We start from the raw sequence: 15,335 nt of genomic DNA on the forward strand, positions 1-15,335 counted from the left end.
CGCCGATGTACATCAAACCCGCCGATGCGGCCCCGTCACGGGACGTGCCGCCACGCATCCTGACATGACCAGCCCCATGTCACCGGCCCCCATGTCACCGGCCACTGCGGCCCAGATCATGGCGCGCGCCTACATGCATCAGTCGCCTTGGTCCGAAAAGGCCATCGCCGACACGCTGGCGCAATCAGGCTGCATATTCCTGCACGACCCCCACGGCTTTCTGATCGCCCGCCAGATTCTGGACGAGGCCGAGATCCTTGCCGTCGCGGTCGACCCCGATGCCCAAAGATCAGGCATCGCCACGCGGCTGATCACAGCCTTCCATGACGCGCACAAAGAACAGGGAATCGCCACCGCATTTCTTGAAGTTGCAGCCCAAAACACGGGCGCACGCGCCTTTTACAAGGCCCATGGCTATACCGAGTCCGGCCTGCGCAAGCGCTATTACCGCCGTCCGGACGGTAACTTTGATGATGCTGTGCTTATGGCACGGGCAACAATCCACCCCGAGAGCGTGACGTAACGCCAGACAGCCCTGTTTTTGCTGAAAAACCGGTTGACCACTTGGTCAAGACACGCCCTAATCTCTGTCAGATCGTTTTGATCCTGTAAAAATGGCCGCACGATTTTGGGAGCGGCCAGACATAACACACTGGGAGCCCGTAATGACAATCATGACCAAATTTCTTGGCGCAACAGCCGCGCTGGCACTCTCTGCTGGTGCCGCACTGGCCGATCCTGCGCTGATTTATGACCTTGGCGGGAAGTTCGACAAATCCTTTAACGAAGCTGCTTATAACGGTGCTCAGCGTTGGGCCGAAGAAACAGGCGGCACGTACAAGGACATTGAAATGCAATCCGAAGCCCAGCGCGAACAGGCGCTGCGTCGCTTTGCTGAAGCCGGCTTCAGCCCGGTCATCACAGCCGGTTTCGCCTTTGCCGATCCGATCAACAACGTCGCGGCTGACTATCCGGACACCAAGTTCGTCAACATTGATGGCTGGCTGCCTGAAGTGCCCGAAAACGTTCTGCTGATCAACTTCCAGGAACATCAGGGTTCCTATCTGGTTGGCATGCTGGCGGCGATGGAAAGCAAATCCAATACAGTCGGCTTCATCGGCGGCATGGACATTCCTCTGATCCGTCACTTCGCCTGCGGCTACGCACAGGGCGCGAAGGCCGTGAACCCCGACATCACTGTGATTTCCAACATGACAGGCACAACACCTGCGGCATGGAACGATCCGGTTAAAGGCACCGAGCTGGCTAAAGCACAAATCGGCCAAGGCGCGGACGTCATCTATGCGGCTGCTGGCGGCACAGGTATCGGTGTTCTGCAGACAGCGGCTGACGAAGGCATCAAGTCCATCGGCGTTGACAGCAACCAGAACCACATGCACCCGGGGTCCGTTCTGACATCCATGCTCAAGCGCGTCGACAACGCCGTGTTCGAAGCAATGTCCGGCGGTGCGGATCTGGAAACAGGCACGTTCATGACACTTGGTTTGGCAGAAGACGGTGTTGGCTACGCGGTTGACGAAAACAACGCGGAACTGATTTCCGACGACATGATTGCAGCGGTGGAAGACGCCAAAGCGAAAATCATCTCGGGCGAACTGGAAGTCGTATCCTACTACGCCAACGACAGCTGCCCCGCGCTGGAATTCTAAGAAGCGCTTCGCGTTTTATCTGAAACTTGGTTGAGGGGCCGTCCACGGGCGGCCCCTTCCCCATAGCGATATTCGGACCTTGATCATGAACGATACGGTTCCCGCGATCGAACTCAAAGGCATCTCCAAGGCATTCGGCCCTGTACAAGCCAACAAAGATATTTCGATCCGCGTCATGCCCGGCACCATCCACGGCATCATCGGTGAAAACGGTGCTGGTAAATCCACCCTGATGTCGATCCTCTACGGCTTTTACAAAGCCGACGCGGGCGAGATATATATTTCGGGCAGAAAAACCGACATCCCCGACAGTCAGGCGGCGATTTCCGCAGGCATCGGCATGGTGTTCCAGCACTTCAAGCTGGTGAAGAACTTTACCGTTCTGGAAAACGTCATTCTGGGCGCCGAAGAAGGCGGGTTGCTGAACAATTCGCTGTCCAAGGCGCGCAAGGTACTGAAGCAACTTGCCGAAGAATACGAACTGTCTGTCGATCCCGATGCGTTGATCGAAGACCTGTCTGTCGGCCACCAGCAGCGCGTGGAAATCCTCAAGGCGCTTTATCGTCAGGCCGACATCCTTATTCTGGACGAACCCACTGGTGTTCTGACACCGGCCGAGGCCGACCACCTGTTCCGCATCCTTGATAACCTGCGGGCCGAGGGCAAAACGATTATCCTGATCACCCACAAACTGCGCGAGATCATGGAGATCACCGACACCGTATCGGTCATGCGCCGGGGCGAGATGACGGCGACCGTTAAAACATCTGAAACATCGCCCGAAGAACTGGCCGAACTGATGGTTGGTCGTAAGGTTCTGCTGCGGGTCGATAAAAAGCCCGCCACGCCGGGCGAAAAGCTTCTGGAAATCAAAGACCTGCGTCATGTGGACGACCACGGCGTGGAACGTCTGAAAGGCATCTCGCTTGACCTGCGTGCCGGTGAAATTCTGGGCATCGCGGGCGTTGCTGGCAACGGCCAGTCCGCGCTGTTGGAAGTACTTGGCGGCTATGCCGATGCCACTGGATCCGTGAAACTGCGCGGACAGGAGTTGCCGCTGACAGGTGCCGGATCAGACGGCAGCGCGCGGCGCGAGGCCGGTATCGGCCACGTCCCCGAAGATCGCCACCACGAAGGTCTGATCCTTGATTACACCGCGTGGGAAAACGCGATTTTCGGCTATCACCGCGACGCGCAGTACCAAAAAGGTCTGCTGATGGATCATGACGCGATCCGCAAAGACGCCGAGGGCAAGATCGAACGCTTCGACGTGCGTCCCGCAAACTGCAACCTTGCGGCCAAGAATTTTTCCGGCGGGAACCAGCAAAAGATCGTTCTAGCGCGCGAGATTGAGCGCAATCCCGATGTGCTGCTGATCGGCCAGCCGACGCGCGGCGTGGATATCGGCGCGATCGAGTTCATCCACCAGCAAATCGTGCGCCTGCGCGATGAAGGGAAGGCCATTTTGCTGGTCTCGGTGGAACTGGACGAAATCTTTGCCCTGTCCGACCGCATCGCCGTGATGTTCGACGGTCAGATCATGGGCTTCCGCGACCCTGCGGAAACGGACCAACGCGAACTGGGCCTGCTGATGGCCGGCGTCACCAACACGAAAGAGGCAAGCCATGGATAAGATGCCAGCATGGGCCGATGCAGTCCTTGTTCCGCTGATTTCGCTGCTTTTGGCGGCTTTCCTGTCGGCGCTTGTTATTCTGGCCATCGGGGAAAACCCCGTTGATGCCTTTAAACTGATGGTCGACGGCGCGCTGATGCGGTCGTCGGGTTGGGGCTATACGCTTTACTACGCCACGAACTTTATTTTCACCGGTCTGGCCGTTGCCGTGGCCTTCCACGCGCGGCTGTTCAACATCGGTGGCGAAGGTCAGGCGGTTCTAGGCGGTCTGGGCGCGGCACTGGCCTGCCTGTTCATCCCGTGGCCCCACTGGTCGCTGGCAATCATCGGCGGTGCCTTTGCGGCGGCGGCCTTTGGCGCGCTCTGGGCACTGATCCCTGCCTATCTTCAGGCAAAACGTGGCAGCCACATCGTGATCACCACGATCATGTTCAACTTCATCGCCGCGGCGCTGTTGAACTACGTCCTTGTGAACCTGCTGAAACCCGCAGGCTCGATGGAACCCGCAACCGCGAACTTCCCCGAAGCCACGCACCTGCCGTCGTTCCAGGACATGTTCGCCACCGCAGACAACCCGCTGTTCCGCGGCTCGCCTGCCAACGTGACCTTCTTCCTTGCCCTGATCGCCTGTGTGCTGGTCTGGCTGCTGATCTGGCGCACGCGGTTGGGCTATGAAATCCGCGCGCAAGGGCATTCGGAAACCGCCGCACGCTATGCCGGCATTTCGCCTGTGCGCATCACCATTGTCGCGATGCTGATCTCGGGCGGTCTGGCGGGCCTGATGGCCGTCAACGCCACCATGGGTGAGGCCGAGCGTCTGGTCATCAACGCCGCCGAAGGCGCGGGCTTTATCGGCATCGCCGTGGCCCTGATGGGCCGCAACCACCCTGTGGGCGTTCTGATGGCGGCATTGCTATTCGGATTCCTCTATCAGGGCGGCGCGGAACTGGCGCTTTGGACAAACATCCCGCGTGAACTGATCGTCGTTATTCAGGCGCTGGTCATCCTGTTCACGGGCGCATTGGACAACATGGTGCGGATGCCTCTTGAGAAACTCTTTGTGAAACGGAGGGCCGCGTGATGGATTTTCTGACCCTACTTCAGGTTCTTGATTCCACCGTCCGTCTGGCAACGCCCCTGTTGCTGGCCTGTCTGGCTGGCCTTTACAGCGAACGCGCCGGTGTTTTCGACATCGGGCTTGAAGGCAAGATGCTGGCCGCTGCCTTCCTGTCTGCCGGTGTCGCCTATGTGACCGGCTCTGTCTGGCTGGGTCTGTTTGCCGGTATCGCAGCCTCGGTCGCGCTGTCGGGCATTCACGGGCTGGCGTCGATCACCTTCCGTGGCAACCAGCTGATTTCCGGTGTGGCGATCAACTTTCTTGCGGCTGGCCTGACCGTTCTGATCGCACAGAACTGGTTCAAGCAAGGGGGGCGCACACCGTCGCTGATCGGTGGCGGGCGTTGGGAAAACATCACCCTGCCCTTTGCTGAAACCCTGTCGGGTGTGCCTGTCCTTGGCCCCATCTATGCCGAGCTGATCTCGGGCCATTCGCTGCTGGTTTATGTGGCCTTTGCCATGGTGCCGCTGACATGGTGGATCCTGTTCCGCACCCGTTTCGGCCTGCGCTTGCGCGCCGTGGGCGAAGCGCCCGAGGCAGTGGACACCGCCGGCGTTTCGGTCGTCGGCCTGCGCTTTGCGGCTGTGGGCATTTGCGGCATCCTATGCGGTATTGCAGGCAGCTATCTGGCCACCGGCCTTCAGGCGGGTTTTGTCAAAGACATGACCGCCGGTCGCGGCTTTATCGCGCTGGCGGCGCTGATCTTTGCTAAGTGGCGCCCCTGGTACGCGCTTGGCGCCTGCCTGTTGTTCGGTCTGCTTCAGGCCGTCGCGCTGCGCTATCAGAACATTGATCTGGGCGGCGTCGTCATCCCTGTGCAGGTGATGGATGCCCTGCCCTATATCCTGACCGTGGTCATCCTTGCCGGTTTCGTCGGCAAGGCCATCCCGCCCCGCGCGGGCGGCGAGCCCTACGTCAAGGAAAGATAAGCCAAAAGCGGGCGTAGACCTGTGCTGCGCCCGCACTTTTTTAAAGCAAATCCACTCTGCCCCCGTTGCCATTTTTGAAATCGTAGGCACAGAGTGAGCACATGCAGATTTACCTTCCCATTGCCGAGGTATCGGTTAGTCTGATCCTTCTTCTGGGTCTGGGTACGCTTGTGGGCATTCTGTCCGGCATGTTCGGCGTCGGCGGCGGGTTTCTGATCACGCCTTTGCTGTTTTTCATGGGTATTCCGCCTGCTGTGGCCGTGGCCACCGGCGCGAACCAGATTGTGGCCAGCTCTGTATCCGGCGTGATGGCCCATCTGAAACGACGAACGGTCGATCTTAAAATGGGAACGGTGTTGCTGGTGGGCGGCCTTTTCGGGTCTGCCATCGGCGTCTACATCTTCAATTTCCTGAAAACCCAAGGTCAGGTCGATCTGCTGGTCAAGATTTGCTACGTCGTCTTCCTTGGCATCATTGGCGGGCTGATGTTTTACGAAAGCGTCAAGTCGATGATGAAAAGCCGCGCGGGCAAGCGTGGCAAACGACATGTGCATGTCTGGGTGCACGGCCTTCCGTTCAAAATGCGCTTCCGTGCATCGGGGCTTTATATCTCGGCCATCCCTCCGCTATTGGTGGGTGCGGCTGTGGGTATTCTGGCCGCGATTATGGGCGTCGGCGGCGGTTTCATTATGGTGCCTGCGATGATTTATCTGCTGGGCATGCCCACCAAGGTCGTCATCGGCACATCGCTGTTCCAGATCATCTTTGTCACCGCCTTCACGACTCTTCTGCATGCGGTATCCACACAAACCGTGGACATCGTTCTGGCGCTGGCGCTGATCCTTGGCGGCGTCGTGGGCGCGCAGATCGGGTCCGTGATTGGCGCAAAGCTGAAGGCCGAACAACTGCGTATCCTGCTGGCATCGCTGGTGCTGGCGGTCTGCTTCAAACTGGCGCTGGATTTGTTCCTGACGCCGGATGAGCTGTATATTCTGGCCGAGTTCGGATCATGATCCGCTACCTCGCCGCCATACTGACGTTTCTAACCGGCGCAGCCGCCGCGCAGGAAGAGATCGTACTGGGCCTCAGCCACGATACCGTGTCCATCTCTACCGATTTCGACGGGTCCGACATTCTGGTCTACGGCGCGGTCAAACGCGAAAACCCGATCCCCGAAGGTCCGCCGCTAGAAGTGATCGTCGCCGTCTCGGGCCCGACCGAGCGCATGACCGTCTACAAGCAGGATCGCAAACTGGGCATCTGGGTAAACGCCGAAAGCGTCGAGGTCGACGAAGCCCCGTCGTTCTATGCGGTCGCTACATCTGCCCCGTGGACCTCGGTCATTTCAGCCGTCGAAGACCTGAGGCATCGCATCTCCATCCCCAAGGCCATCCGCTCCGTCGGCGCGCCTGATGATGTCACAGACGCGCAAGCCTTCACACAGGCGCTGATCCGTATCCGCGAAAAGGAAGGCCGCTATCGGTTGGATGAAAATACCGTGAATATGCGGGAAGAGACGTTGTTTTCGACCTCGGTCTCGCTGCCAGCAAACCTGACCGAAGGCGAATATACCCTGCGGATATTCCTGACCCGTGAAGGCGCGGTTGTGGGTGATATCGACACATCGATCATCGTGGAAAAGGTCGGGATCGAACGCTGGCTGTATAACCTGTCGCGCCTGAACCCGCTGGCCTATGGCCTTCTCGCTGTGGCCATCGCGCTGATTGCCGGGTGGCTTGCCTCGGCCGCTGTCCGACTGGTCAGGAACGGCTGATGCCCCGCACACCGCCCCCCACCCGCGCCGATTTCCGCGCCTTCCGCCCCATCCAGACCCGCTGGGCGGACAACGACGAATACGGCCATATGAACAACGCCACCTACCTGTCGATCTTCGACACGGCGATCAGCATTTGGCAGATGGAAAACGGCATCAACATCCGCGGGCCCGAAGCGATCCGCTTTGTCGTGGTGGAAAACGGCTGCACCTATTTTTCCGAAGTGGGCTTTCCCGATGCGCTGACTGCTGGGCTGCGGCTGACCCATCTGGGGCGCACGTCCTACCGCATCGAAATCGCGCTGTTCAAAGGGGATGAGGACGTGGCCTCGACCCTCGGGTTCTTTGTGAACGTGCTGACTGATCCCGATGGCACCCCCACGCCGATCCCCGACGATCTGCGCGCACTGCTGTCCACCATCCTGACGGAGTGATCAGCCCTTTTCGTGGAAGAACCCGTAAATCCGTTCTGCCAGCGCCTCTGACACGCCATCGACAGCCTTAAGGTCGGCTAGATTGGCGCGGGATACGGCCTTGGCCGATCCGAAATGGGCCAACAGCGCGCGTTTGCGCGATGCGCCGACGCCCGGCACCTCGTCCAGCGGGTTGGCCATGTTGGCCTTGGCCCGCTTCGCACGGTGGGTGCCGATGGCAAAGCGGTGCGCTTCGTCGCGCAGGCGCTGGATGAAATAAAGAACCGGATCATTGCGTTGCAGCGCAAAGGGGCGCTGGCCGACGCGGTGGAATTCCTCCTTGCCGTGGTCACGGTCCACGCCCTTGGCCACACCGACCATGGGGATATCCTCCACCCCGTATTCGCGCATGATCTCGGCCACGGCACTGACCTGCCCTGCACCACCGTCGATCAGCAGCAAATCCGGCCACAGCCCGTTTTCGCGATCAGGGTCTTCTTTCAACAGGCGGGTAAAGCGGCGCGACAGCACCTCTTTCATCATGCCAAAGTCATCGCCCGGCGTAAGGTCTTCACCTTTAATGTTATACTTGCGGTATTGGTTCTTCATGAACCCGTCCGGCCCCGCAACGATCATCGCGCCAACGGCATTTGTGCCTTGGATGTGCGAGTTGTCGTAAACCTCGACCCGTTCCGGCGGGGCATCCAGCGAAAACGCCTCGGCCACGCCTTTCAGCAGTTTGGTCTGCGCCGCAGATTCCGACATCTTGCGGCCAAGGCTTTCGCGGGCGTTCCGCGTGGCGCCTTCGATAATCTCGGCCTTTTCGCCCCGCTGCGGGACAGAAAGTTCGACACGCCGCCCCAGTTTGCTGGAAAGCGCTTCTTCCATCAGGTCGGGGTTTTCCACCGCATGGGACAGCAGGATCAGGCGCGGCGGTTCCTTGGTGTCGTAGAACTGGCCCATGAAGGCCTCAAGCACCTCGGCCTCATCCACATCGGGGCCAACGCGAGGGTAGAAATCGCGGTTGCCCCAGTTCTGGTTCGCACGGATGAAAAACACCTGCACACAGGCCTGCCCCGCTTCCATATGAAGCGCGATCACATCGGCCTCGGTCACGGTGCGCGGGTTGATGCCCTGTGACGTCTGCACCTGCGTCAACGCGCGGATACGGTCGCGCAGGGCGGCAGCGCGTTCAAACTCCATCGCCTCGGACGCTTCCTGCATCTGGGCGCCCAGAGCCTCTTGGATGCGGGTGGATTTGCCGGACAGGAACCGTTCGGCATCTTTCACCGTCTCGGCATAGTCAGCTTCGCTGATCTTGCCCACGCATGGCGCGCTACAGCGTTTGATCTGGAATTGCAGGCAAGGCCGCGTGCGGCTGTCGAATACGGAATCCGTACAGTTGCGCAGCAAGAACGCCTTTTGCAGCTGGTTCAGTGTGCGGTTCACCGCACCCGCGCTTGCGAAGGGACCATAGTAGCTGCCCTTCTCTTTCTTCGCGCCACGGTGCTTTTTGATCATCGGATAGGGATGATCGCCCGTCACCAGAATATTCGGAAAACTCTTATCGTCACGCAGCAGCACGTTGTAGCGCGGCTTAAGCTGCTTGATTAGGTTCTGTTCCAGCAACAGCGCTTCGGTTTCGGTGCGCGTGGTCAGGAACATCATCGACGACGTTTCCGAGATCATCCGCTCGATCCGCCGCGAATGTCCCGAGGGCCGCGCATAGTTCGACACCCGCGCCTTCAGGTTCCGCGCCTTGCCGACGTACAGAACGCGACTTTGCGGGTCCAGCATGCGGTAGACACCCGGCGAACTATCCAATGTCTTTAGATAGTCCTGAATGACCGAATGGCCCTTTGGAATTTCAGGATTCGAATGTGTCGGATCGTCTGTCATTCACGTCACTTGATTCGCTGCTCGGGTGTCCTGATTCTTACGGCTTGCCTGCAAAAAGTTGACCCCCTGATCAAGACCAAAGGCATCCACGGTTTCTGTGGATAACTCTATGGGCAAATCCGAAGGAATTGGAAAATTTCGTTGGTTTTGAAGGATTTCGCTGATTTGCACAAATTTTAGGCACATAAATAAGCATTTGTTTTGCAACGATATTTTTTCTCAAAACGCCAAAACACTGATTTCCCTAAAGCTTCTGTGAACACTATGTGACGGCAATCATGATTGTGCAGAACTGACGTCCAATAGGTCACTCGACCCCCAAAACATCCGGCGTTTGCCATGCAAGATGTTGACCTCCGTCAACACACAGAAGCTGTCCGGTGATGGCTGGCGAATCACAGAAATAGCTGAGAGCTCCGGTTATATCCGAGGTATTTGCACCGCGCCCCAAAACTGTCGCTGCGCGCTGTCTTTCAAAATGGCTATCGCTTTGACGACCACCCTGAAGCGTCGGACCGGGGCCGATCGCGTTGACACGGACTTTATCGGCCATTGCCTGCGCTGACGTGCGCGTAAACGCCCACAAACCCATCTTGGCGATTGTGTAGGTCATGAACTCGGGCGTCAGCTTGTGCACGCGCTGATCGATCATATTGACTATCAATCCGCGCGCCAGCGGTTCGCCATATTCATCCATCGCCGCATCCGGCACCTGCGCATAAAGCGCCTGCGACAGCACGAAAGGCGCGCGCAGATTGCTTTCCATGTGTCGGTCCCAGCTGTCGCGGGTGGCAGAACCAATGTTGTCGTATTCGAAAATCGACGCATTATTGATCAATGTGCTTAAAGGACCGCCAAGCGCCCTGACCGCCTCGGGCAGCAGGTTTTGCACAGCGTCCTCATCCAGCAGGTTCGCCTGTACAGCCACCGCATCGCGGCCCTTGGCTTTGATCTCGTCCACCACGGCTTCGGCCTCATCCGCCGAACTGTTGTAGTGCACCGCCACATCATAGCCCTTGTCCGCCAGACAAAGCGCCATCGCACGGCCCAAGCGTTTACCCGCACCGGTTACAAGTGCGCGGTTCTGAAAGTCTGACATGAGCGGATCCCTGGTCTTAGATCAGTACTGAAACGACATAGCCCACATATAGCGCAGACAAGATCACACCCCAAACCTTCCCGATGTTCTGACGGAAAAAGACGAAGGGGATCAGGATCAATGTCGCCCCCAGCATGACCCACAGGTCATAGCGCAGGAATTCAGGGTCCACATCCATCGGCTTGATCAGCGCGGCCACACCGATGATGGCCAGCAGGTTGAACATGTTCGACCCGATCACGTTGCCAAGCGCCACATCCGCCTGACGGCGCAGTGCCGCCATCACGGTCGTTGCCAGTTCCGGAAGGGATGTTCCGATCGCAACCAGAGTCAAACCAATCACCGTTTCCGAGACACCGAACATGCGGGCGATTTCCGTGGCGCTTTCCACCAACAGGTTGGCACCCAGTGGCAGGCCAACAAGGCCCAGCACAAGGAACAGGCCAACCTTCCAGCCCGCCATATCCGGATCAGCGCCCTCGGGCTCTTCTTCGTCGTCCTCGCAGGCAGCAGCGCCTGCACGACGGTGGCGCAGGGAATCGACAATGTTGTCCCCCAGCGCCATGGCCAAAGCCGCCAGCAGGATCAGACCCGCGATCCAGTCGAACGTGCCGCGAAAGGCCAGCCCGATGAACAGCACGGTCGACGCCAGCATCACCAGATAGCTTTTACGCGAGTCGTGTTCAGCCGTGTGCATCACCGCGATCAGCGCAGGGATACCCAAAACCATCAGCACGTTGGCCGTGTTCGATCCCACCACGTTACCCAGCGCGATCCCCGGCACGCCGTCCAGCGCGGCCTTGATCGAAATCAGCAGTTCCGGCGCAGAGGTCCCGAAGGCCACGATGGTCAGGCTGACAATCAAAGCAGGGATGCCCACGCGAAGTGCAAGGTTCACAGCGCCTTTCACCAGTGCGTCACCCGCCAGCAACAAAATGACGAGTCCCAAAGCTGCAGTCAGCCAAACCATACTACTTTTTCCCTTGAGTACAGGGGCACGGGCCCTTGCCTATCTTGTAGCGTCCGCAATTGCTGCAGACGCCCGGCAACCTGCGTCCCGCCTTGGGCATCCGCAGACGGCCAAACATGGCCAGTACGGCCATGCCAATCAGGAAGAGGACGACAATCTTGATAATCACGTCAAAGCCCGAAGCGCGCGAATTCGGCGCGTTCCTCGATTTCCGATAACCCGTCCCGCACCAACTGTGCACCGAAACGGGGGAACATCGGGCGGCGCTGGCTGTAGCGGCGGAAACGGACCTTGTCGCCAAAGCGCGCCTTCATCACCGTTTCCAAATGGCCCACGCCATCGGCCAGGCCAACCTCGACCGCCTTCTGTCCAATCCAGACTTCGCCAGTGAACAGATCAGGGTTATCGGCCAGCTTGTCACCGCGACGCGACTGGATTTGTCCGATAAAGTTGTCATGCAACTGGGCAAGCAGGCTGTTCAGCCGCTCGATGTCTTCGGGATTTTCCGGTTTGAACGGGTCCAGCATCGACTTGGATTTACCGGCAGTATGCACGCGGCGTTCGATGCCCTGCTTTTGCAGGAACACATGCGCGCCGAAGCCTGCCGAAATCACACCGATCGACCCAAGGATCGAACTCGCGTCAGCAAAAATCTCATCTGCCGCCGAAGCGATCCAGTAGCCGCCAGAGGCCGCTACATCTTCGACAAAGGCGAAAACCGGCACTTCCTTTTCCTCGGCCAGCCGACGGATGCGGGCGCCGATCAGGCTGGATTGGACAGGCGATCCGCCAGGCGAGTTGATCTCAAGCGCGACTGCGGCAGGTTTGCCCTTACTAAAAGCGCGGGTCAGAAGCGGCGCCAAAGACGCATCGGACAATGTCCCGCGCCCGCCACTGGCAATCGTGCCCTGAAGGCGGATCACCGAGACAACCGGTTTGGATTTGAGGAATGGCAGCTTTGATCTCATGCCATTGGACTTAGATTGCCCGCCTTCAACAAACAAGGGTACGGCCCGATGGAACGCAGGGGAATTTTGCAGTGACGCAAACATGCACAACAAAAAAGCCCCGCCAAAGTGACGGGGCTTTTGTAATTTCAGTAGGCGAAAGACCTATCAGTCTTTCTTGCGGCCTTTGATCGGTGCCCAGATCTTCTTGTTCACCAGATACAGCAGAACCGACAGAACCGTCAGGAACAGCACGCCAACAAAGCCGGCCTGCTTGCGGGCCATCATCTTGGGTTCCGCTGTCCACATCAGGAACGCAGCAACGTCCTGAGCTTCCTGCTCGAGCGATGCTTCAACCTCTTCGGACACGTATTCAACGTCGTCACCGTACAGCGGCGGTGCCATCGAAATCCAGCCGCCCGGGAAGGCAGTGTTTTCGTACAGGGTCACACCAGCTTCGACTTTGTCTTCACCTGTGTAGCCTGTCAGCAGCGACGCGATGTACTCGGGGCCGCCCATGCCTTTGAACAGCTGGTTCAGACCAGAGCCATAAGGACCGTGGAAGCCCGCGCGTGCCTTTGCCATCAAGGACAGGTCAGGCGCGCCAACACCGTTGTTTTCCGGGAAGTGATCAGTCGGCTTGGCAGGGCGGAAATCTTCCAGCTCTGCGTCATAGACTTCGAAGTTTTCAGCCGCATAAGCGCGGACTTGTTCTTCGGTATAGCCCAGACCTTCTTCCAGATCACGGATCGGTACGAACTTCAGACCGTGGCAGCCTGCGCAAACTTCGGTGAACACCTGAAGGCCGCGCTGCAGCTGGTTTTGGTCATATGTGCCGAAGGGGCCTTCAAAGCTGAAAGCGAAGTCTTCGACGTGGCCCTCGGAGCCGGCAGCAAATGCGCTGCCGGAGGTCAGGCCGAGTGCTGCGACAGCAGCGATAGCGAGTTTTCTGAACATCTTCTTCAGATCCTTTCTTACTCGGCCGGAGTGGCGTCAGACTTGGGGTAATGCGCATCGAAGTCCGCTTCGATGGTTTCCGGACGCGGCTCGGGCTTTTCGATAACACCCAAGAGCGGCAGGATCACCAGGAAGTAACCGAACCAGTACGCGGACGCGATCAGCGAGAAGCTTGCATAGGGCTCTTCTGCGGGCATCGCACCCAGCCACATCAGCAGGAAGAAGTCGATGACCAGAAGGACAAACCACATCTTGAACTGCGGACGGTAGCGGCCGGAACGTACGCTGGATGTGTCCAGCCACGGTGCCAGCGCCATAACCGCGATCGCACCGAACATCGCCAGAACACCAAAGAACTTGGCGTCGATGATGCCACCTGTGACGAAGGACGCGATTTGTACGACCCATACATCAGCGGTGAAGGCACGCAGGATCGCGTAGAACGGCAGGAAGTACCATTCCGGAACGATGTGCGCAGGTGTGACCAGCGGGTTTGCCTCGATGTAGTTATCGGGGTGGCCCAGGTAGTTCGGCATGAAGCCAACGATCGCGAAGAACACGACCATAACGATGGCCAGCGCGAACAGGTCCTTGATCACAAAGTAAGGCCAGAACGGAACGGTGTCCTTTTCAGCGTCTGCTTTGGATGTGCGGCGCACTTCAACACCTGTCGGGTTGTTGTTGCCTGTCGAGTGGAACGCCCAGATGTGAACGATCACCAGACCTGCAATAACGAACGGGAACAGGTAGTGCAGCGAGAAGAAGCGTGTCAGCGTGTAGTTGTCTACAGCCGGTCCGCCCAGCAGCCATGTCTGCAGCGTTTCACCGATGAACGGGATCGCGCCAAACAGGCCGGTGATAACGGTCGCGCCCCAGAAGGACATCTGGCCCCAAGGCAGAACGTAGCCCATGAACGCGGTGCCCATCATCAGAAGGTAGATGAGGATACCGATGATCCATGTGACTTCACGCGGTGCTTTGTACGAACCGTAGTACAGGCCACGGAAGATGTGGGCGTATACAGCAACAAAGAACAGCGAAGCGCCGTTTGCGTGCAGGTAACGCAGAGCCCAGCCGCCGTTTACGTCGCGCATGATGTGCTCGACCGAGGCGAAAGCCAGCGTTGTGTCCGGCGTGTAGTGCATAACCAGCGTGATGCCGGTGATGATCTGCAGTGCCAGAGTGAATGTCAGTACGATACCCCAGATCCACATCCAGTTCAGGTTCTTGGGTGTGGGGATCATGATTGTGTCATAGAGCAGACCAACCACCGGAAGGCGCGAATGCAGCCACTTCTCGGCGCCGGACTTCGGCTCGTAATGATCGTGTGGAATTCCAGCCATCTCTACTCTCCCTTATCCGAGAAGGATCGTGGTTTCATCCACGAACTGCGCTGTTGGAACCGGCAGGTTCTCGGGTGCGGGGCCGCGACGGATGCGGCCGGACGAATCGTAGTGCGAACCGTGGCAGGGGCAGAACCAGCCGTCATAATCGCCAGCGCCGTTGCCCAGAGGCACGCAGCCGAGGTGCGTACAAACGCCCATCATGACCAGCCATTTGCCGTCTTCGTCCAGCGAACGGTTTTCGTCTTCTGCCGACGCTGTGCCGTCGATGTTGGCGTTACGCGCCAGCGGGTCGATCAGCTCGGACACGTCAACTGCACGTGCCTCGTCGATTTCAGCTTGGGTACGGTTCCGGATAAATACGGGCTTTCCCAACCACTTAACAGTCATCTGGCTGCCTTCAGCGACGCCGCTGATGTCGACACGAATGGTCGACAGAGCACGAACATCAGCCGAGGGGTTCATCTGATTGACAAGCGGCCATACCGCCGCACCGGCGGTCACGGCACCTGCACCTGCGGTGGCATAGTAGAGGAAGTCCCTCCGGGTGCCTGCGTGGTCTTCTGCGTTTGACACGAGGTTTT

15 protein-coding genes are annotated in these 15,335 nt (G+C 58.6%); 8 read left to right on the forward strand and 7 right to left on the reverse strand.

Going from position 1 to position 15,335, the window contains the following annotated elements; translation table 11 throughout:
* From rimI to AC4FIA_RS12110, 8 genes are all read left to right on the forward strand, one after another.
* Positions 1-523, forward strand: a 523-nt coding sequence (gene rimI / locus AC4FIA_RS12075) for a ribosomal protein S18-alanine N-acetyltransferase (RefSeq protein ID WP_490366062.1), incomplete at its 5' end; no start/stop codon positions are given.
* 142 nt (positions 524-665) lie between these two features.
* Entirely contained in the window at positions 666-1,670 is a 1,005-nt protein-coding gene (locus AC4FIA_RS12080; RefSeq protein WP_490366063.1) for a BMP family lipoprotein, read from the forward strand.
* An 85-nt stretch (positions 1,671-1,755) separates the two neighbouring features.
* Positions 1,756-3,303, forward strand: coding sequence for an ABC transporter ATP-binding protein (locus AC4FIA_RS12085; protein ID WP_490366064.1), 1,548 nt, complete (start codon positions 1,756-1,758; stop codon positions 3,301-3,303).
* Positions 3,296-4,384, forward strand: coding sequence for an ABC transporter permease (locus AC4FIA_RS12090; RefSeq protein WP_103911361.1), 1,089 nt, complete (start codon positions 3,296-3,298; stop codon positions 4,382-4,384). The genes AC4FIA_RS12085 and AC4FIA_RS12090 overlap by 8 nt, the downstream gene beginning before the upstream one ends.
* Entirely contained in the window at positions 4,384-5,349 is a 966-nt protein-coding gene (locus AC4FIA_RS12095; protein ID WP_490366065.1) for an ABC transporter permease, read from the forward strand. The genes AC4FIA_RS12090 and AC4FIA_RS12095 overlap by 1 nt, the downstream gene beginning before the upstream one ends.
* A 101-nt stretch (positions 5,350-5,450) precedes the next feature.
* Positions 5,451-6,362 carry a sulfite exporter TauE/SafE family protein gene (locus AC4FIA_RS12100; RefSeq protein ID WP_103911363.1) on the forward strand — a complete coding sequence of 304 codons (912 nt, stop codon included), beginning with the start codon at positions 5,451-5,453 and terminating at the stop codon, positions 6,360-6,362.
* Complete coding sequence (locus AC4FIA_RS12105; RefSeq protein ID WP_103911364.1) at positions 6,359-7,123, forward strand: TIGR02186 family protein; 765 nt, start codon at positions 6,359-6,361, stop codon at positions 7,121-7,123. The genes AC4FIA_RS12100 and AC4FIA_RS12105 overlap by 4 nt, the downstream gene beginning before the upstream one ends.
* Complete coding sequence (locus AC4FIA_RS12110; protein WP_490366066.1) at positions 7,123-7,557, forward strand: acyl-CoA thioesterase; 435 nt, start codon at positions 7,123-7,125, stop codon at positions 7,555-7,557. The genes AC4FIA_RS12105 and AC4FIA_RS12110 overlap by 1 nt, the downstream gene beginning before the upstream one ends.
* Here AC4FIA_RS12110 and uvrC read toward each other — a convergent pair whose 3' ends face one another.
* The 7 genes from uvrC to petA form a co-directional block, all read right to left on the reverse strand.
* A complete protein-coding gene (uvrC, locus tag AC4FIA_RS12115) occupies positions 7,558-9,435 on the reverse strand; it encodes an excinuclease ABC subunit UvrC (RefSeq protein WP_490366067.1) in 1,878 nt (625 codons plus the stop codon).
* A 307-nt stretch (positions 9,436-9,742) separates the two neighbouring features.
* Positions 9,743-10,534 carry an SDR family oxidoreductase gene (locus AC4FIA_RS12120; protein ID WP_490366068.1) on the reverse strand — a complete coding sequence of 264 codons (792 nt, stop codon included), beginning with the start codon at positions 10,532-10,534 and terminating at the stop codon, positions 9,743-9,745.
* A 16-nt stretch (positions 10,535-10,550) separates the two neighbouring features.
* Positions 10,551-11,504 (reverse strand): calcium/sodium antiporter, encoded by a 954-nt coding sequence (locus AC4FIA_RS12125; RefSeq protein WP_490366069.1) that lies wholly within the window; start codon positions 11,502-11,504, stop codon positions 10,551-10,553.
* 170 nt (positions 11,505-11,674) lie between these two features.
* Positions 11,675-12,472: a S49 family peptidase gene (locus tag AC4FIA_RS12130; RefSeq protein ID WP_490366070.1), complete on the reverse strand. Its 798-nt coding sequence runs from the start codon at positions 12,470-12,472 to the stop codon at positions 11,675-11,677.
* 147 nt (positions 12,473-12,619) lie between these two features.
* Entirely contained in the window at positions 12,620-13,408 is a 789-nt protein-coding gene (locus AC4FIA_RS12135) for a cytochrome c1 (RefSeq protein ID WP_490366071.1), read from the reverse strand.
* Positions 13,409-13,425: 17 nt separating this feature from the next.
* The gene (gene petB / locus AC4FIA_RS12140) at positions 13,426-14,751 is read right to left on the reverse strand and encodes a cytochrome b (RefSeq protein WP_103911371.1); all 1,326 of its coding nucleotides are present in this window, start codon (positions 14,749-14,751) and stop codon (positions 13,426-13,428) included.
* Positions 14,752-14,763: 12 nt separating this feature from the next.
* Positions 14,764-15,327, reverse strand: coding sequence for a ubiquinol-cytochrome c reductase iron-sulfur subunit (gene petA / locus AC4FIA_RS12145; protein WP_103911372.1), 564 nt, complete (start codon positions 15,325-15,327; stop codon positions 14,764-14,766).
* Between the last annotated feature and the right edge of the window lie 8 nt (positions 15,328-15,335).

It is taken from the genome of Thalassococcus sp., assembly GCF_982780845.1.